12 protein-coding genes are annotated in these 20305 nt (G+C 42.2%); all 12 read right to left on the bottom strand.

Features of this window, described 5'->3' with window-relative positions:
• Positions 1-14: 14 nt before the first annotated feature.
• The 12 genes from GSY63_RS10325 to GSY63_RS10270 all read right to left on the bottom strand — a co-directional run bounded on the left by GSY63_RS10325 (position 15) and on the right by GSY63_RS10270 (position 20084).
• A complete protein-coding gene (locus GSY63_RS10325) occupies positions 15-1031 on the bottom strand; it encodes a substrate-binding domain-containing protein (RefSeq protein WP_166585734.1) in 1017 nt (338 codons plus the stop codon).
• A 93-nt stretch (positions 1032-1124) separates the two neighbouring features.
• Entirely contained in the window at positions 1125-2360 is a 1236-nt protein-coding gene (gene fucP, locus GSY63_RS10320) for an L-fucose:H+ symporter permease (RefSeq protein ID WP_166585733.1), read from the bottom strand.
• Between the two features lie 168 nt (positions 2361-2528).
• A complete protein-coding gene (locus GSY63_RS10315) occupies positions 2529-4808 on the bottom strand; it encodes a GH92 family glycosyl hydrolase (RefSeq protein WP_166585732.1) in 2280 nt (759 codons plus the stop codon).
• Between the two features lie 31 nt (positions 4809-4839).
• Positions 4840-5502 (bottom strand): SGNH/GDSL hydrolase family protein, encoded by a 663-nt coding sequence (locus GSY63_RS10310; protein WP_166585731.1) that lies wholly within the window; start codon positions 5500-5502, stop codon positions 4840-4842.
• A gap of 71 nt (positions 5503-5573) precedes the next feature.
• Positions 5574-6767 (bottom strand): DUF4185 domain-containing protein, encoded by a 1194-nt coding sequence (locus tag GSY63_RS10305; RefSeq protein WP_166585730.1) that lies wholly within the window; start codon positions 6765-6767, stop codon positions 5574-5576.
• Between the two features lie 32 nt (positions 6768-6799).
• Positions 6800-7639 (bottom strand): alpha/beta hydrolase, encoded by an 840-nt coding sequence (locus GSY63_RS10300; protein WP_166585729.1) that lies wholly within the window; start codon positions 7637-7639, stop codon positions 6800-6802.
• Between the two features lie 15 nt (positions 7640-7654).
• Entirely contained in the window at positions 7655-9046 is a 1392-nt protein-coding gene (locus GSY63_RS10295; RefSeq protein WP_166585728.1) for an SGNH/GDSL hydrolase family protein, read from the bottom strand.
• 54 nt (positions 9047-9100) lie between these two features.
• Positions 9101-11428: a GH92 family glycosyl hydrolase gene (locus GSY63_RS10290; RefSeq protein WP_166585727.1), complete on the bottom strand. Its 2328-nt coding sequence runs from the start codon at positions 11426-11428 to the stop codon at positions 9101-9103.
• A 5-nt stretch (positions 11429-11433) separates the two neighbouring features.
• A complete protein-coding gene (locus GSY63_RS10285; RefSeq protein ID WP_166585726.1) occupies positions 11434-13995 on the bottom strand; it encodes a glycoside hydrolase family 38 C-terminal domain-containing protein in 2562 nt (853 codons plus the stop codon).
• Positions 13995-15386, bottom strand: coding sequence for an SGNH/GDSL hydrolase family protein (locus tag GSY63_RS10280; protein ID WP_166585725.1), 1392 nt, complete (start codon positions 15384-15386; stop codon positions 13995-13997). The genes GSY63_RS10285 and GSY63_RS10280 overlap by 1 nt, the downstream gene beginning before the upstream one ends.
• 65 nt (positions 15387-15451) lie before the next feature.
• On the bottom strand, positions 15452-16942 hold the full coding sequence (locus tag GSY63_RS10275) for a RagB/SusD family nutrient uptake outer membrane protein (RefSeq protein WP_166585724.1): 1491 nt from the start codon (positions 16940-16942) through the stop codon (positions 15452-15454).
• Positions 16943-16952: 10 nt separating this feature from the next.
• Complete coding sequence (locus tag GSY63_RS10270) at positions 16953-20084, bottom strand: SusC/RagA family TonB-linked outer membrane protein (protein ID WP_166585723.1); 3132 nt, start codon at positions 20082-20084, stop codon at positions 16953-16955.
• Between the last annotated feature and the right edge of the window lie 221 nt (positions 20085-20305).

Here is a 20305-nt window from a genome sequence, read left to right as displayed (position 1 = left end):
TTACGGGGTTTGCGCTATTCTGTTTTAGAAGATCTCCTGATGTTGAGATCAGTTTTCAGAATGATGGATTGCGAACTGATATGTTGCGATGAGGTATTTAATCTATTCAGCAGTACAGTAATAACGCTATCAGCTATTGCTTCTATGGGTTGGGCTATTGCCGTAATTGGCGGCGAGAAAAGTTTAAACACATCATAATCATCAAAAGAGATAACTGCCAAATCTGTCGGAACTTTTATACCCAGTTCGGTAATAGCTTTTAACCCACAAGCCCCCACGTGGTTAGTTCCAAAAAAAACAGCGTCGAGATTCTTATTTTTCTTCAGGAATGCGGCTATGGGGGCCGTAATGAGATCGTCATTTTGGTTAAAATCTATTTCTTTAACAAATGATTCGTATCCACTCTCGCCCAAAGCCCTGTGATATCCTTCCAACCGCGCCAGCATATGGGTTTGGTTATTAGCGAAGGTTATGTATGCAATTTTTTTATAACCTTGCTGTATCAGATGCCTGGTGGCATTATAAGTGCTAAAAAGATTATCTATCTCAATAAAATCGGTGCTAACATTCGGCAAATGTCTATCGAACAATACTACGGGCATACCCGCTTTTACTAAAGAACTGATATCATCTTCTATACCCTCTGGAGGGGCAATAATGTAGCCATCGACATGCCTGTCCCGAAACATGCTTATTAAATCGCGGGTCTTTGCTGTGTCGTTATCAGTGCTGCAATAAATTATTTTATAACCGTTTTTATAAGCGCGATCTTCTATCAAGCGAGCTATAGAGGCAAAAAAAGGGTTGGAAATATCTTCAACCATCAAACCTATGGTGTTAGACTTACCGGTACGTAAGCTTTTGGCAAGCGGGTTTGGCTTGTAACCTACCTCGTCTACAAATTTTTGCACCCGCTCAACCACTTCCCTACCAATGCGCTTTTCCTGGGCGCGGCCATTTAATATAAATGATACGGTGGTTTTTGAAACATGCAGGTGTTTTGCGATATCGGCGATTGATAGTTTTTTCAAGTGCTTTAGTTATAAATCAAATATATAATATATATCACAAATAAAATGTCAATTAAACAGTATTAAATCGATTTATCGACATCCTAACACACCTTATAGCGTATTTTTATTTAATTTGTTATAAGTATAACCAAATAAAAATATCACAGCATAACATATTATCGGAACGTAATAAGCTGTAGCTACATTTTGGTTAGCTACAAGCCCCATCAATGGGGGGAAAATACCGCCCCCCACAACCCCCATCACAATAAATGAGGCTGCCTGCTGGGTTTTTCGTCCCATATCCTTTAGGCCCAAGCTAAATATGGTTGGGAACATAATACTGAAAAAGAAGTTGATGAACAGTAGTGCGATAAAGGATACCCAACCAAAACCCTGTGCCACAATAAGGCACATCATAATATTACATAAAGCAAATGCCGCCAATAGTTTATTGGGAGCAATATAACGCATAACCACTGTGCCTACCGAACGGCCAACAACCATCATAATCATACTAAGCGAAAAAAAGTAGCCGGCCTTTTCGTCACTCATATGCATTATCTCGTGTCCGTAGTTAATAAAATATGCCCATGTGCCGCCCTGAGCTGCCACATTGAATAGTTGGGCTATAGCGGCAAATACAAAGTGCTTATGTTGAAAAAGCTTTTTATCGGTATGGGTTAATGCCGTTGCTACATCGGGTACCGCCGAAGTTTGATGAGGATCATTTAACACAGGCACCTTCACAAATGCAAATGCTACACCGATAATGGCTATTACGCTACCAATAACGATATAAAGGTGCTTTACAGAGACAAGATCATTAGAATGCTCCTGACCAGCCTTTAAAATAAAGTAGCTGCCAACCAAGGGGCCTATCACACCTCCTAAACCATTAAACGCTTGCGAAAAATTAATGCGTTGGTCACTTGTGCGCTGGTCGCCTAACCATGCTACAAACGGATGCGCAACAGTTTCGAGCGTTGCCAGGCCGCAAGCCAGTATAAATAAAGCAAACCTGAAGAAGTTAAATGACTCTACATCGGCAGCAGGGATAAACAAAAATGCCCCGGCAGCATATAAAAACAGACCGAGCAGCACGCCGTTTTTGTAACCGAATTTTTTCATGAATATTCCCGCCGGAATCCCCATTACTGCATATGCCCCAAACATCGATAATTGCACTAATGATGAACGGGACTTTGAAACGTGCAACACATTTTGAAAATGCCTGTTCAGCACATCGCCCAGCGTTAGGGCAAGGCCCCATAGCATAAACAGCAATGCCATGAACAACAAAATCAAAAGGTATTTACGCTCGGTAAACCGGGGTTTAGCATCCATCAATAGCGCTTGCTTTGGTTAATTTGGTTATGTAAATTAACTCAAATCTTTACAGGTTGCAAAAGTCTGCTACCGATTTAATCATAAAAATGCCCAATATTCCCTATAGTTGTATTAATACGTCTTAGTGGTAAGCATTGAAAATCAACGGTCTTTCCCAATCGAAAACTATTCTATTTTTGATAATGAAAATGGCTTATCTTCCAATGCAAGCCCTCTTTGCATGTTCGGTTTATCTCCCATTTCAAAGTGTAGCACCCCGCCATTCATAATATCCTTATGGCTTATCCAATTGTGTGTATATGGCTTGCCATTTAGCGTTGCCGACTGGATGTATACATTCTTACTGCTGTTATTATTGGCTTCTATCGTAAACTTGTTGCCATTCTCCAGCGTAATAGTCATCTTATTGAACGCCGGGCTACCTATCACATATTGATCAGTACCGGGACAAACGCTATAAAAACCCGCCGAGCTTAAAACATACCACGATGACATCTGCCCTTCGTCTTCATCGCCGGGATAACCGTTTTCTGTGGCATTATACATCTTGTCTATCACCTCACGTAAATGTTGTTGTGCCTTCCAGGGCTGCCCCGCATAATTGTACATATAAAGCATGTGATGTATAGGTTCATTCCCTTGTGCATATTGCCCCATTTTAAAGGCTGCCATCTCGGTCATTTCGTGGATTACTGCACCATATCCTCCTACCTTTATCGTGCCCGGCTCGGTAAAAACTGAATCCATTTTGCCAACAAATGCCTTATCTCCGCCCATTAAATTTATCAAGCCTTGTACGTCCTGAAACACCGACCAGGTCCAATGCCAGGCATTACCCTCAGTGTATGGCCCGCCCCAATCCAGCGGATCAAAAGGCTCTATCCAATTACCTTTGGCATCTTTGGCCCGCATAAACCTGGTTTTGGGGTCGAACAGGTTTTTGTAGTTATACATTTGCCTCCCAAATACATTTTCGTAATGAGCATTTCCGGTTTGTTTAGCTAATTGGTAGCCACAAAAATCGTCGTAAGCAAACTCAAGCGTCCAGGCTGTTGCGCCTTGCGTTTGCTGACTAAATGGAACATAGCCATCTGTAAAATATTCTTTCCATCCGGGGCGACCATTGGCACTTCCCCAAGGGCCTTTATTGGTGGCTTCGTGATAATAGGCATCTAAAGCACGCTTGGGATCAAAAGTACGAATGCCTTTAACCCAGGCGTCTGCCAATAATGATATAGCGTGATTTCCCAGCATGCCTCCAGTTTCAGCAGGAAATGACCATGCGGGCAGCCAGCCACATTGTTCCTGCGCATCTAACAGGGCCTGTGCATATTGGCCCTCCATTTTGGGATGCATAATGGTATTAAGCGGAAATTGCGCTCTAAAGGTATCCCAAAAACCATTGTCGGTATACATGTAGCCATCGTGCAGCTTACCATCATAAGGACTGTAATAATATGGCTTGCCACTTTTATCGTACTCAAAAAACTGGTGCGAGAACAGGTTGGCATGGTAAAGACATGAATAGAATGTGGCTTTCTGTTCTTCCGTGCCACCCTCAACCAACATCCGGCCAAGTAGTTTATTCCAAACCTGGTCTGCAGCTTTTCGGGTATCGTCAAAAGAGCGGAAATGTCCTAATTCTGCGGTTAATGTTGTTTGCGCCTGCTCCGGGCTGATGTATGAAGATGCAACTTTAGCCTGCACCAAATCGCCATTTTTAAATTGGAGATAAGCACCCACCCCCTCACCTTCGGCAGAAGTATTTTTGGTGCTTATCGTATTATTTTTATTCTCCCAGGTACCATAAGCCACAAAAGGTTTATCAAACGTGATCACGAAGTAATTTTTGAAACCTTCCGGAGCCCAGCGGCAATTATTTACCCAGCCGGTTATCTGATGCCTGGCCACATCAATTTTCACCATACTCATTTTGGTATAACCGTCGAGTACAAGGTATGAGGCCGCCCCTTTGGGAAAAGTAAACCGCAAATGCGCTCCGCGCTCTGTAGGGCTCATTTCCGTAGTAATATTATTATCGAGTTTAACCCGGTAATAGCTTGGCTGGGCAATTTCATTATCGTGGTTAAATGCAGTAGCCCGCTTGTTCTCATCAACCTCTAACTTGCCGGTTACGGGCATCAGGCTAAATACAGCGTAATCATTAACCCATGAGCTGCATTGATGCGATTGCTGGAACCCCCGAATGGTTTTCTCAGCGTATTGATACTTCCAACCATCGCCATTCTTACCGGTTTGCGGCGTCCAGGTATTCATGCCGAATGGCAGCGATGTAGCGGGATACGTATTACCGTACGAAAACTCGTATTTAGTATTAGTGCCCTGCCGGGTATTAACATACTTAACCAAATTAAGCTGCTGACCAAAAACAGCACTACACCACAATAATGCGGCGCCAGCAAAAAAGCCTTTTATTATTCGCATCCTTTTGAACTTTCCGTAACAGATTCAACAGTTATTTGATAGTTGCTTTGTACATCAGGTCTGCAACGTATTTGTTGCCCTCGTCATTTAAATGCACGCCATCTTTGGTTAAAATGTCCTTCTCTTTATTTTCCGGATTATTCTTGAGGCCATACTCGTGAAACAGGGCACGAAAATCTACCAAACCACAGTTATACTCCTTAGCGATATCACGGATGTATTGCGAATATTTATTCAGATCACCATCCAGTTCATTAGTATAATCTGTTTTTTCGCCAACAGAAGCGGGTGTACACAATACTAACTTAATGTTTTGAGCCTGGAATTTTTTGATTAGCGCGGTATAAAAACGTCCAAACTTAACATAGTCTGTACCTGTACCAGCCAAACGCTTATGCCAAACATCGTTAACGCCTACCCATATTACTACCACATCGGGCTTTTTAGTAAGCACATCGTTTTCGTAGCGCAGATACAGGTCGTAAATTTTGTCGCCACCTATACCTGCACCTGCCACGGTATAATCGGCATCTTTATGTTCGTCTTTCAAACGTTGCTGTATAAGGGTGATAAAACCCTTTGGCTGTACCGCATATTCGGTTATCGAATCGCCGAAAAAGACAACGTTTAGAGGTCTTTTTTCTTTGAAGGAGAATAAGGAGAACGCCAGCAATAAAAAAAGTACTTTTTTCATAATGTATGATAGTTTATAAATCGATTTAGTTATTTGATACAATTACTTATCATTAAGTTGATATTGTTATTTTATTGGAACTTCACCCGGATAAATCTTGGCCTGTACAAGTTAGGATGTACTTTAAGATCTTTTATAAATTCTATAGAATTGATGTTGTAGCTAATTAGCAACTCTCCGGGTTTCGAGATGCTCGGATGTGCTTTGGCATTATAGACCACAAAAGTTTTCTCGATCAAATCCGGCTTGCAATCCCACAACTTAATTACGGGGCCAAATGGACCTGTTGGGCTAGCACCTATACGCATGCCCACCGTGGTACTCATTGCATCCAGCTGAAATATTAATGCATACCTGCCGTCTGGCAAAGCTGAAAGGCTTAACTCGTTAGATACGCCATTGGTAAGGGTTGCGGCAGCATACATATCTCCTACCCAGGCTTTGCCATCCCAAAATTTCCACTGTTCAAAATTCTCAAATTCTTTCGGGAGCACCCGGGCAACCAACAATTTTTTGGCTTTGCCTTTAACGCCATAAACGTAAATATAACCGTCGGGCTTCCGCGCTCCTGCTTGCATTGTATTTACGTAGATGCCTGCACCAAATGAGCCGATGTCGCCCTGCTCGTCTGTTAAGTAAAACGGAGTATCCATTTGCTCAACTTTCTTAAAAGGCGGTTTGCTTCCAGCCGGAATTTTAATAAGCGTGTTGCCCACCTCTCTAAATCCAAATGCTTCGGTGCTTACGTTTCGCACCCTGTAACCGAAGATGTATAGGTTGTTATTTAGCGCCTGGTTTACAAAACCGTCGCCCAACCAATAATAGTCGGCTGTATCGGTTTTAGGTGTTTTAGGGATGAAAACCGACTCCGCTTCTCCTTTGCTGTCCTTATCCCAGTAAAACTTCATTTTCTCATTTGCTGGTTTATTGCCTCTTAAAACAGCCACTGAGTTGTGAATCATTTTATAACCAGGCTGCATGGTGTTGTCTTTAATTTCACCTACCATGGTATCGCTAAAAATAAAGAGCACGCTATCGGTCGGATTTGTTTGCTTGCCTTCAAGTCCGGTAAATGGTATCGTATAAATACCATCGCCACCAAACCAGCCCTTAGTTCGCTTCAATAAGGCCGACCACTCGGGCGCCTCCTCAACAGTGAATTTGATCTTGGTGAGATCAGGCGTTTTTTTAACCTGAGCGTGCGCTTCAACCCACAATAAGCAGGTTAACAAACTAACAAACCGAATACTTCTAATATTAAGCATCTCACTAAATTTAATTCACATAGTTAATAAATTTAATGCTTTACAGACGCGCCGTTGCCAAAGTATTTGCTAAAAAACATTGCCTGGTAGGTTATAGAGTTTGCCCAATAATCCCAGCTATGACCACCCGGCCTAACAGTATAATCGTGTGGTATTTTACGGTAAAGCAATAGCTGATGCAGATTTTGGTTTGAGGCATACATCATATCATCGTAGCCACAATCAAAGGTAATAGCAAGCGAGTTAGGTTTGATCAGATATAACATATTTACCACACTGTTCTGTTCCCAACGCTGCGGGTTGTCGATGTATTTACCTAGTACCTGTTCAATCCCAAATCTGTCTGAAAATTGCCTGATGTCTACCCCACCGCTCATGCTGCCCGCAGCGCCAAAAATATCCTGATGTTTAAATGCCAGCAATAAAGCCCCGTGGCCCCCCATGCTTAAACCGGTTATAGCACGCGATTTTCTATCGGCAAGAGTAGCAAAATGTGTATCGATGTATTTTACCAATTCCGAGGCAACATACGTTTCGTATTGCGAATCCTTGTTTACCGGACTGTCAAAATACCAGCTGGCATAATCGCCATCCGGGCAAACTATCAATATATGATAGGTGTCGGCCAATTCTGTGATGGCCGGTACCTTTTTAATCCAGTCGCTGTAATTGCCGCTAAAGCCGTGCAGCAGATATAATACCGGTAGTTTTTTACCGGTAGAATAATCGGCTGGCTTTATCACAACAGCTTTAATATCCTTATGCATAGCGGCGCTATGGGTGATAACCGTGTCTACAACAGCTGCTTTGGCTTTGATACCCAAACAAATGTGCAGTAGTAAAAACAGAATAAAGGTCTTGGTGCTCTTCATCAATCAAATAGATTATTATTTATCGGCTGCAATTATTTGTACACGGTGCGTGCGCGGTTTGTTGATAGCGTAGATCTGGTCTGTTAACACATCCATTTCTTTTTGCCAGGCATCGCGCAGGCTTTTGTAACGGGCACGCATGTAGTTATCTTTATTGCCGTTAACAAACAGGTCTTTGGGGGCATACTTATTTACACTGTCCATGGCGGCAATGTTGTCTTTATACAACAGGTTTTTCCCTTTCAAAAAGTCATATTCCATCCATAAGTACATACGCAGGCGACGTTCAATATCCCAACGTTCTTCATTAAGTTCGCGGATTTGGATAGCTTGCTGATACTGCGGTGTCTGGCTGATTTCCGCCATATTTACGCCATTGGCAAATTGCTCTGCCGACCAGGCACCCATTTTGTCGCCATCAATTACCAGGTTGTATGAGCCAGTTTTTAAGTTTTTAACAGTTAATACTTCCTGGTTAAACTCTTTATTAAACGGAATTACCTTTAAAGCGTCTGATTGCTTTTTGTGGTTGCCCCAACCGCGCGGGATGGTGTCTAACGGATAAGGTAAAGAGTTTGCTAAGTAGTCAAACGAGAGTGCATTGGTTGAGCCTGTAACATTGGTTATTTTGCAATTAACCGTTTTATCAACGCTTTTTGTAGTTGCATTGATATTGACATCTGCTACTGCCTTGTTTTCTAAACCTTGTGCTTTCAGAAAAATAGCGGCCATAACCAGGTGACCATCATTGTCTGGGTGAACCCTGTCATTGGGCGTTAAGCTAAATGTCGAATCCTTTGCCTGTTCGCGCTTGTTAATCTCCGACATTGGGTGGAAGAAATCAACAAAGCCCCAATGGTTGTCTTTTGCAGATTGCTGCTGATGTGCAATTATGGTTGCCAATGCAGCACCCTTGTGAGGCCATATATTTTTGGTAGTAAATTTTGTAGTTTCATCATAAGGCGAGCCACCTATCAATATGGTTCTGATCTGTGGCCTTTGTTTCAGTTTAGTAACAATGGTATCGTACGTTTTATAGCTGTTAACCATTTTTTTGTCGAAGGTGGCTTGTGCATCCGGGCGGCTCCATTCAAAATAACCGCTATCGTTCATTCCCCAGCTAAGGGTTAAAACTGTTGGCTTTTTTGCAAGTACATCATCGTCAAAACGGGTTGCTATCTGGCCTATAGCATCACCGCCTATACCGGCGTTAAAACAGGTGATGCGCATATTGGGAAAACGTGTCATGTAGTAAAGCCAGATATACGAATGGTAATGCCCCCCATCGGTTATACTGTTGCCTACGAAAACTACACGGTCGCCCGCTCTAAAAGGTGCTACAGTTTGCGCTTTTACAGTCGAAAAAAACATACTGCCACCAAGCAGCATACAAAACAGTCTCTTCATATGATCTCAATTTTTATATTGTTACCGGATTGTTTACTCCGCTAATATTCCTATTTAATTTATCCCCCAATCTTTGTTCGGCTCTGGTGCCATGGTTAGTTCGAGCACGCCTCCGGCTGTTACATCTTTAAAATCGATATGGCATTTGTTATATGGTTTGCCATTTAGCTTAGCGCTTTGGATGTAAACATTTTTGGCCGAATTATTTTTAGCCACAATGGTAAAAGATTTCCCAACTGCATATTTACCATCTAGTTTGAAGGTTATTTTATTGAATACGGGGCTGGTTATTTCCTGCCGCGTATCGCCCGGACAAACGGGGTGTAAACCTGCAGCTGCCAATACGTACCATGCCGACATCTGGCCAACATCCTCGTTACCCACTAAACCTTCAACACCGTTTTTATAAGCCCGGCGACATATTTCCCTCGTCCATTTTTGGGTGAGCCAAGGCATACCTAATCGGTTGTACAAAAATGGCACATGATGAACCGGCTCATTTGCCTGATTGTAATAATCGTTCCACATCATATTCTCCGGCGTTTTAGCGAACAGATTATTTAAATCGGCAATTACCTTTTCTTTGCCGCCCATTAACTTAACCATACCGTCAACATCATGTGGTACAAACCAGCCTTGCTGATAGGGATTGGTTTCAAAAGTTCCGTACCACTGCGTTAGCCTGCCAGAATCGGGCCAGACAACCCAATTGCGGTCTTTATCTTTAGGGCGAAACCATCCCTTTTCTTTATCAAAAATGTTATGATAGTCCTGACTGCGGGCAGCATATTTGGTTACGTCGGCGGGGTGATTTAGCCACTTGGCCATTTGCGAAACGCACCATTCGGTATATGCATACTCCAATGTTAGAGCAATACTATTTGATCCAGGTGTATAACCCACATCACCGTTACCAAACTTTTCGACAGAACCTACTGAAAGGGCATAAGCCTCTGGTACGTTGAAATTGCGGATGCCTTTTGCATAAGCGTCCGTTATAACGGATACGGCAGGGTTACCAAACATGCAGCCGCTGTAGGCATTAAGCAGTTCCCAACGTTCCAGGTAATTCTTATTTTTCTCATCCGCCAATGTTACCAGCGAATTGATCATATCATTAACCAGCGAGGGGTTAATAATAGTTTGAAGCGGCATCTGACTGCGAAAAACATCCCAGCCACTAAATATGGTTCGCTTTTTGAAATTTGCATTTTGATGAGTTTTACCATCGCCTCCCCAATATTTCCCGTCGACATCATTAATAATCCGAGGATCTATCATGGTATGGTACATAGCCGTGTAGAAAACGGTTTTCTCCTCCGGTGTTCCGCCCTCTATACTCACTTTTGTAAGGGCTTGGTTCCATAAGTTTACCGCACGTTGATGAGCTGCCTCGAAGTTCCAATCTTTAAGTTCTGTAAGCAGATTGTTTTTGGCACCGGCAATACTTACATAGGAGATACCAGATTTTAATATAACTTGCTCATTGTCTTTAGTTTCGAAATCGGTAAAAAAGCCCAGGTGTTTTCCCTGTTTTTCTTTGACACCTTTTAAAATGCTTGAGTGCGCAACCATGTCCTGATATTTGGCGCTCTCCACGTCTTCACGTTTACGACTTTGCCCATCTGGAATATCAGCACTCCAAATACCGAAGTTTTTCAACGGCTTGCTAAATTGGGCATAGAAATAAACGGTGTAGTCGGCATGGCCATCACCGTTACCCCAGCCACCGCCATCGGGTGTGCATTTCATCCAGCCTTCTATCGTGTTAGCGTTCACAACCTTTACGTACTGCAATGTTGAAGTGCCGCCCACTCGCCTCGCCAGATCAACCTGTATCCTCGATTGCTTGTTTTGAGGAAAAGTAAAGCGAAGCATACCGCTATGAGGGGCAGCCGTCATTTCGGCTTTAATATAATGATCGGTAAGCAGCACGCTGTAATAACCAGCTGAAGCTTTTTCGCTCGATTTTAAATAGGCAGAGCGATAGCCCCCCTCTGGATTGACTAAAGTACCAGCGCTTGTTCTAAGCGTGCCGGCGGTTGGCATTACCAAAAAGTTGCCCATATCGCCAAACCAACCGATTCCGCTCATTTGGGTAAAAGCAAAACCTTTTATGCTTTTATGTTCATAGCTATAGCCCGAGCCGTTATCTCCCCCAGTGATGGTGTTGGGGCTAACCTGCACCATGCCATAAGGCGTAGCAGCGCCCGGAAAGGTTTTACCAAGCCCATGATAAATGCCTGCTGCAGATGCACTGCTGCTTGCGCCTATGAATGGGTTTATGTATGAAGCCGGGCTTTGTGCTTTAACCGTCGATACAAGCATCACAACAGCGGCAACTGTTGAAAATTTAAGAAGCCCTCGAATTTTATTGAACATATATCTTATAACTTAACTGCATTTGCTAATCTGATTGTCCGGATACCAAATTGCGGTATCCTAACCGTTGTATATATTTTACTGGCATGTTTATGCAAACCCAGCTTGCCGGTGTAGCGTCCGTCAAGCTGGGTTAGTAGTGCGCTGCTTGCATTGCAATTAAAGATAATTTTACCTGCAGCAGCACTACCTGCATTAAACACCCTAACCAACAAATCTCCATTTTTGAAATTTATAGTAGTTACCTCGTACCCTGCTGGTACAGTAACTAACGAGCGGCTCATACCTTGCGGATGTCCGTTTGATAATATAGCCAGTAGAGGTTCGTTCCATTCCGCGCCTTTTGCCCAAATGTCCGCTTTATCCCATTTCCCGGCATGAGGCATCAGGGCGTATCTAATTTCAGTCGGCCCATTGATGGTATAATTTCTGCCCCACAAACCCATACCCGAATACTGTACATTAAGCGCCAGCGGAAAATCAGCCCCATGAGCATAGCTGGTGGTATGATCCGTAAACAAGGCCATGCCGTATTGGTTATCGCTGTCAGTAACGTCTACCCAATTAAGTATTACGTTATTTTTAATGCTGTCCCAACGGGTAAAAAACGTATTCTCCAACTTGCTCTCGGTTACATCAAAAGGTGCATTTTTATAAACCTTTTGATGTTTTAAGTTAAGCGGGAACATGGCTAGCAGTTTATTACGATCGTCATAAAATGCTTTGGCGGGTTGCTCCATTTTATAAGTGCCGGGTTTCGTGTCTTGCCCAATGCCAGGGTTGCCCTTCCAGTCTATTTTTAAGTTAACATCAATACGTGGCTGGCCTTGTGCTAATGAAATAGTCTGCGTAAAATCGTTACCTGCAATTTTACCTCTTATGGCTAATTTAAAATTGAGCGGCCCGTTTTGTAGCACTTCAATGTTTACTATACTATCGGCGGTTGATTTAAAGCCACCATTGTTATAAAAATTGCCCCGCAATTCGTTAAAGCTGCGACTATTGTTCTGATCTATAAACTCTTTGTTATTTAGCTTTTTCGCAATCAAACTTTTAATAACACCGCCGTGTAATGTATCAAGTTTAATGCGATACAGGTCTGTTTCTATCTGATAAATACCATCGCTCAACTTTGTAATACTGGCTAGTTTTGTTCGGTTCGATGTTTTTTGTTTAAGCTGATAAACGGCGTAACCAATTGCAGGAACATTGGCTTTAAACATAATCCGGTTTGCGCCATTTGTAGACACAACGTCCGACGGCACTTCATTACCTTTGCCATCAACAATAGATGTGTTAACAGCTGAATAGTTACCCGGCAAATCGACGGCTACATTTTCGTTGCGGTTAACCCCGGTTGTGTTATAAACCGTAATAAATTCGCCCTTATCACTTGCGCGATTAAGTGCATGTCCTGCAGCGGAAATAATGCTATCGCATATATTATTCGTGTGGGTGGTCCAGCCGGTAACTTTATCGGCCCAGGTATCTCCCGGTTTGCCATTGTAAGGCACTATCCAGCAATCGTGATGCTGCGACAGCAGCAGGGTACGCCATGCCGAATCTAAAGCAGCCTGTGGCCAGTTGGCATTTCCGTATAATTTAGCTATAGCTGCCAACTTTTCTGTAGAGACCAGTTTGTTTTCAGATACCCTAACCTTCTGTGCTATCTGTTGTGTAACCTGCGAACCCCATACCAGGTTCACCAGCATGTCTTCCTGCGATACTTTCCAATTCTCGCGTGGATCATTTTTGGCAATGTTTGTGAAATAGTTTCGCCAGGTTACGTAGGTGCTTTTAACATCGCCATGCTGCCCATTACCAATAAATGGGCCATTTTTCCACCCTGCATCTTGCAGTGTCATACCAATTGGGTGTGCCATTCCATCAGCCACAGCACCTTTTATATATTCGGGAGAATTATCCCACGCAATGGTTTGCCATGTAGATTTAGGCGAAAGCTTTTCCACATCATATCTTGGCGATGCAATAATTGCCGTGCCGTCCGGCCCTATCCAGTTGACCAATTCACCGCTATGCGAACGTGTGTAACCACCAAAACAAGTATTCGGATTCTTAAGCGAAGCATATTTAAACCCGAATGATTTTAGTATTTGCGGCAAAGCACTGGTGAAGCAAGGTTCCTCTGTAGAATAGGTTGTAAAAACGGCTTCTGGAAAATGCGCCTTGATCATTTTCATACCATATCCTAATTGCCTGATGATACTCTCGCCAGATATATTGTACATGTAACTTTGCGCATAGGCCGGGTTAATGTACTCTATCCTGCCCTTTAAAGATTGATCTGCGAACAATGCTTTGAATTCGGCATAAGCAGCCGGATCAACCGCGCGCGCCCTGTCCCAGGTTTCGGGTTCTAATTCAATGTTGATTTTCCAATCAGGATTAGCTTTGAGCATATCTGCCATAAAGCGGGTATTCCAATCAGGATAATGACCCCAAATCCCCCCGTGAAAACCATCTATATAGTAGGCGTTTTGAGCATTTACTGCCTGAATGGTAGCCAGGCATAGTGCAAACAACAACGAGTATATTTTCTTAGTCATTAATTGTTAGTTGAAATTATCTCGAAACGGTGCATTACCGGTTTATTGATCACATATAACTGGTTAGTCAATAACTCAATTTCTTTTTGCCAGGCATCGCGTATATTTTTAAACCGTGCCTTACGATAAGTTGGCACCGTGGCGGCAACAAAAAAATCTTTCTTCGCGTATTTCTGCAGCGAATCGACCGTGGCATTACTATCATTAAAAAGCATGCCTTTAGGTTTTAGAATAGAATAATGGATCCAGTAATATTCGCGCAGGCGGCGTTCAATCTCCCAGCGTTCTTCATTAAGGTGCATTACAGCTAACGCCTGCTGATACTGTGGTGTGTTATTATTAATTGCGAGGTTAATTCCCTTATCAAAATCAGTTGATGTATAGCTCCCTACAGTCTCCCCATCTATCTTCAATTTATAACTACCAGCTTTAAGGCCCTTTACCTGTAAAATCTCCTGATTAAACTCCGTGATAAACGGAATCAGTTTCAAAGCATCTGCCTGAGAGCGCGTAGGCCTGCCAAAACCGCTGGGAATTGTGTCGGTTGGATAAGGTAAAGAATTAGCCAAATAGCTAAACTTAATAGCTGATGATGAAATTGATGTTGCTGATACAACACAATTTTCGGCCTGGGCTACTTTTTTTTGCGAAGCGCTTATGACAATATCGGCCACTTTTTTACCTGCCATGCCCTGTGCCTTTAAAAAGGTGTAAACCATTACCATTTGTCCGTCGTTAGTGGGATGGATGCGATCGGCGTTATTAAAAGTAAACATCGAATCGCGCTGTTGCTCACGAAGGCTAAGCTCTGTGAGACTGCCATTAAAATCTACATACCCCCAACCATTTCGGTCTGCTGCTCTTTTCTGTTCGGCGGCTATTCTTAATATGGCCTCATTTTTTTTCAACAAAGGCTCTATTTTAATTTTTGATGTTTCGTCATAAGGCGGCGACGAGATCATAATTTTCTTAACCTCCGGGTGGCTTTTGAGCTTGCTCTCGATTAAGGCAAAGCTTCTCAATGAGGTTGCCACCTTTGCATTATAAACAGAATCTGCTTTATCGCCTTTTAATCTTTGGTAGCCTGTATCATTCATTCCGAAAGTAAGCGTCATCACGGTAGGCTTGTGCGCAAACACATCACCATCCAGGCGCTCCAACATTTGCTGCGAAACATCCCCCCCTATCCCTGCATTAAACATGGTTACCCGCATGTTAGGGTAATGGGTTAAATAATACAGCCATATATAAGAATGATAATGACCGCCATCGGTAATGCTATTACCCATAAACACTACCCTGTCGCCTTGTTTAAACGGCTGAATGGTTTGCGCATTCACGCCTAACCACAAGCAAATAAGGGTTAAAAAGACTAGTAAATTCCGTTTCATAATAGGCAGGTATACAGGAAGACAGACAAGCTGTCTCCCTGCAATGCAATTAGTGTTTAGGATAATTATTTACTTAAGTTCGGATCTTTTTGAATCTCGGTTAATGGTATAGGCCATAACAAATCTGTTTCGGCAAATGCACGATTATGCATCGGCGCTTTATAACCTATAATATTTACAATCTTGTTGTTATCTACATCAAACGCCTTACGTGTTCTTTGCATGTCGAACCAGGTTTGAAACTCAAAGGCCAGTTCCCAATAACGTTCTTTTAAAACATCATCAAGCGCAATTGTTGAGGCTGCGGCCGCTGTAGGGAAAGCACGCTGATGCACTTTGTTATACGATGCAACGGCTATTGGATCCGATGTTGTACCGCCATTTAAACTTGCGCTGGCTTCGGCACACAGTAATAAAACATCTGCATATCTTATCAACGGGAAATTAGAACCGTCTCTGCCGCTAATCTCTGCCTGATCATTCCAGTATTTATAGATATATGGCATTGGCAATTTGATAATGTTTGAAGGATTACCATATTGGCCATGTTGCGTGTAGTAAAAGTTCTCTTCGGCAACACGTTTATCACCAGCGGCATATGAGTTGTAGAAAGAACCCGCAGGTGCCATAGCACCGCTATAAGAAGGCTGGATACTGATCGGTAACTCTGGATACGGCATTAATGTAAAGTGCATGATGTTAGGAATTGTATTCTCATCGTGCTGAATCATAAAGATATGCTCACCGCTGTTGTAGTTAGCCGGATTACGCAGATCGGCGTAGTTGGTAAACAAACTAAACTGACCGCTTTGTATCACCTGGTTAGCTTCGTCATAAGCTTTCTGGTAGTACTCCTGGCCCTTATTAAGCGGGTATCCTGCCATAGTAATATAAACTTTGGCTAACAATGCCTTGATGGCGCCTTTAGAAACATGGCCCGTTTTATCAGTCCAGTTTAAGCCGGCTTTTTCGGCAGTTGTTAAGTCAGATACAATCTGATTGTAGATACTTTCAACAGGTGCACGCGACAACTGAGTATCGTTTAAGTCTGTTGTAGGCGTGGTTTTAAGCGGCACACTGCCAAATAATCTTACTAATTGAAAATAGTAATAGGCACGCAGAAAGTAGGCTTCTGCTAAGAAATTATCACGCGTAGTGGCATTAACCACTGTAGAATTGCCCACGTTAGCGATAATGCTATTACAGTTTTCAATCGGATAATAAGAAGATGTCCACCAGGTTTCTAAAGAACTGTTAGCATTGTCTATTCCGCCTAGCTGAATAAACTGATTATCTTCATTTCCGCTAGGCCTTGGGCGCTGGCAATAGCCTGTAATGTATTCCAAGCTGAACACAGGACTTACAGCCACACCAATGGTGGTAATAAACGGACTGTTTAACCCAAGGTAGGCACCGTTAACTGCTGCTCTTATTTGTTGGCTATTGTTATAGTAATTGTCTGGCGTTAAAAGGCCATTGGTTTTTTCTTCCAGAAACTTTTTACATGATGTAAGCGCAACTGAAAGTATGATGAGTGATAAAAATATCTTTTTCATGGCGAATGAATTAAAAATTAGCGTTAAGGTTAATAGAGATAGTGCGTGGTTTCGGATACTGATAAACATCCACACCCTGATTCAGAGAAGCATCGAATGAGGTTGCTTCCGGATCATAACCTTTGTATTTTGTAAATAGAAAAGCGTTCTCTACATTAACACCTAATGATAGGTTTGTCATCTTTATCGCTTTCAACCAATCTTTATTAAACTTGTAGGTAAGGGCAATGTTTCTAACCCGTAAGAATGAACCATCTTCTACGTAGTGGCTATCTGCAACTTCGTGGTCTGAGTATGGGTCATTTGCCAAACGAACCTGTGCGTTAGTAGAGTTTTGATTTTGCGGGGTATAAGCATTTAATACCTCGGCATAACTGTTAACGTTAATGGTTGGGCCTGTCATGATAAAGCGGGTAAGGTTAAGCAGTTTGTTACCATACATAGCCTCCAGATCTAAAAACAGCGATAAGTTTTTGTAAGTAAAAGTGTTGGTAAAGTTACCTTCCCATTTAGGCATGGCGTTACCGAGGTCAGTACGATCGCCAGCGTCTTTAACACCATTGTTGTTTAAATCGGCATAGCGTAAATCGCCCGGTAGTTTGCCAAATTTGGCGGCTTCGGCAGCTTGTGCTTGTGTCCAAACCCCTTGTCTTATGTAACCATAAAACTCGTTCAGCGGTTCGCCTTCCATTATGCGGCCACCCCAGGTATAGATAATATCGTGATTGATATTTAACACTTTCGAGCGGTTTACCGAGAAGTTAATGCTCGAGCTCCATTTAAAATCCTTGCTTACAATGTTCTGCGTATTTAAGGTTAGCTCAAAACCACGGTTTCTGATTGAGCCCAGGTTTTTATAAGCACCGGCATAACCAGATGTTGCTGGTTGTTGTACAAAATAGATAAGGTCTTTAGTTATTTTATTGTAGTAATCTCCGCTGAAATCTATACGGCCGTTAAGAAAGCTTACATCTAAACCCAAATCCAATTGTTGAGATTTTTCCCATTTCAAATCGGGGTTACCAAACGTGGCTAATGTAACAGCTGAGGTTTTTTGCTGATTAAATATTGATTGTGTACTGTTATATAACGATACGGTAGGGTAATTTCCAATTTCCTGGTTACCAACCAAACCGTAGCTACCTCTTATTTTCAGATCGCTGATAACAGACTGCAACCCTTTAAAGAAGTTCTCTTTCGAAACCCTCCAGCCTGCATTGAATGCCGGGAAATAACCATATAAGTTATCACCACGGAATTTAGAGCTACCATCAGCCCTGAACGAAGCACCGAACAAATACTTACCGTCGTAATCGTAATTAACACGGGTATAGAACGAGTTTAACTGATTTTCGATCTGCGATGAAGAAGGCGTTTCGATAACGGTACCAGCACCCAGATTGTAATAACTGAAAGTATTGTCGAAGAAATTTTCAGAACCTGTTTTGGTGGCAGAGGTAATATAATCGTACCAGCTTGCACCTACAATGGCATTAACATGGTGTTTACCAAACAGATTATCGTATGAAAAATAGTCCTCATTACTCCATACAGAATTTAATGTATTGGTACGTTGTGCTACCCCACCTTGTTGTTGCGATACACCAAACACATCGTTACCAGAGAAATAATTCTCGTAACCCGAATTTAGCTGACCGCTAAATGATGTAACGAAATTTAAATGTTTAGCTAAATGGAATGTACCCACAAAGTTGCCTAAAGTTGAGATGCGGCCGGTTACATCCTTTACATCTTTTAACAATCTAACCGGGTTTTCAGAATCCTCTTCGCCCGGGTAATCCCCTTTGCGCGAATAAGTTCCATCCGGATATTGAACCGGCATAAATGGTAGAAACTCATACATCTCTCTTACCGCATTTAAGCCAAGGGTATTGCCTTCAATATTGTTAGATTGGTAACCGCCAGCGTTTAAACTAGCTTTGATATTTAACCAAGGTTTTACATCCCAGCCTATGTTGATGTAACCATTTAACTGCTTGGCATAGCTGTTAAGCATAATACCTTCATTGTTTTTGTAAGAGATGTTCGCCAATATGGTGAAGTCATCCTTACCACCAGAGAAAGTTAAAGAGTGCTGATGAGAAATTGCTGTTCGTGTTGCCTCTTTCTGCCAGTCGGTATTGTATTTCGGTGTACCATCTACGTTAAATAAGTCGCTTTTGCGTGCAAAATTATTAGTTGGATCCAAGTGAGGAGCTAATCTGCCCGGAACGTATTCGTATTCTCTTTTAAGTAACTCTAATGCCCCATTAGCATCAAGCAAATTGATCTCATGTTGCAAAGTACCAAAGCTAACCGTGTTGTTAAACGAAATATCCGACGAGTTCTTTTTGCCCAATTTAGTGGTAATCACAATTACACCGTTCGCACCGCGCGAACCATAAATAGCAGTTGAACCGGCATCTTTATATACATCAACAGATGCCACAATGTTAGGATCAATTGAGTTTGGATCTGCACCTACAACGCCATCAATTACATATAATGGCGAGTTAGATGAGTTGATAGAACCAGTACCCCTGATTTTTACCGCTGGGTTACCACCTGGTTTTCCAGAGTTGGTCATTACGTTAACGCCAGCCGCTTTACCTGCCAAACCCTGTAATACGTTTACGGTAGTTGGCCTCTCCGTAATGGCATCGCCTTTAACAGAGGCGATTGAGGTAATTAGATTTGCCTTTTTAGATGTACCATAACCTACAACCACAACTTCGTTAAGCGACTTATTACCAGGCTGCAATTGTATTTTAAGTTGCGATGATGATGCGGTTACTTCACGGGTTTCGTAGCCGGTAAAACTTACTTGCAGTACTGCACTTGCATCCGGAACGCTTAGAGAGAAAGCACCATTAACATCTGTAACGGTACCCGTCGTTCCGTTTTTAATTTTTATTGAGGCGCCCGGTAATGGCTGGCCCTTTTCGTCGGTCACAACACCCTTAACCGTAATAGCGGCATTAGAGAGTGCACCGGAAATGTTTTTTGCTTTTGCAGAAATGCTGGGTTTACTAAAAGCAGACGTGCTATCGGTAAGCGCCAGTGAAAGCCCAAGCAAACAATAATACGAGAAACGCAAGGTAGGTTTTACCCTCCCCATTTGAGTGTAAAGCTTTTTTTTCATAATATAATTGGTTACGATTAAAATATCGATTTAGCAAAAACTTACAAAAACATTCTCATTGTTTTATTTAGGCAATATGAAATTGTAAATCGATTTAGCAAAATTATAATTATTAATTTCTCCAGCAACCAATTTTTCCATTTTTATTTAATTGAAATAAATTTGACGTTATAAATTAATAAATTACATTAAATAAGCACTTAAAATGCTAATAAATCGAA

The organism is Mucilaginibacter agri, assembly GCF_009928685.1.
Classification (GTDB): Bacteria; Bacteroidota; Bacteroidia; order Sphingobacteriales; family Sphingobacteriaceae; genus Mucilaginibacter; species Mucilaginibacter agri.
Note: the sequence above shows the minus strand (reverse complement) of the source record. Positions and strands in the feature narration are given on the sequence as shown.

What these genes read in the sequence shown, in the direction of transcription:
- GSY63_RS10290 (WP_166585727.1), bottom strand. Translation starts at nt 11,428, where the DNA reads ATGTTCAATAAAATTCGAGGGCTTCTTAAATTTTCAACAGTTGCCGCT.
- GSY63_RS10285 (WP_166585726.1), bottom strand. Translation starts at nt 13,995, where the DNA reads ATGACTAAGAAAATATACTCGTTGTTGTTTGCACTATGCCTGGCTACC.
- GSY63_RS10295 (WP_166585728.1), bottom strand. Translation starts at nt 9,046, where the DNA reads ATGAAGAGACTGTTTTGTATGCTGCTTGGTGGCAGTATGTTTTTTTCG.
- GSY63_RS10310 (WP_166585731.1), bottom strand. Translation starts at nt 5,502, where the DNA reads ATGAAAAAAGTACTTTTTTTATTGCTGGCGTTCTCCTTATTCTCCTTC.
- GSY63_RS10275 (WP_166585724.1), bottom strand. Translation starts at nt 16,942, where the DNA reads ATGAAAAAGATATTTTTATCACTCATCATACTTTCAGTTGCGCTTACA.
- GSY63_RS10300 (WP_166585729.1), bottom strand. Translation starts at nt 7,639, where the DNA reads ATGAAGAGCACCAAGACCTTTATTCTGTTTTTACTACTGCACATTTGT.
- GSY63_RS10270 (WP_166585723.1), bottom strand. Translation starts at nt 20,084, where the DNA reads ATGAAAAAAAAGCTTTACACTCAAATGGGGAGGGTAAAACCTACCTTG.
- fucP (WP_166585733.1), bottom strand. Translation starts at nt 2,360, where the DNA reads ATGGATGCTAAACCCCGGTTTACCGAGCGTAAATACCTTTTGATTTTG.
- GSY63_RS10315 (WP_166585732.1), bottom strand. Translation starts at nt 4,808, where the DNA reads ATGCGAATAATAAAAGGCTTTTTTGCTGGCGCCGCATTATTGTGGTGT.
- GSY63_RS10280 (WP_166585725.1), bottom strand. Translation starts at nt 15,386, where the DNA reads ATGAAACGGAATTTACTAGTCTTTTTAACCCTTATTTGCTTGTGGTTA.
- GSY63_RS10305 (WP_166585730.1), bottom strand. Translation starts at nt 6,767, where the DNA reads ATGCTTAATATTAGAAGTATTCGGTTTGTTAGTTTGTTAACCTGCTTA.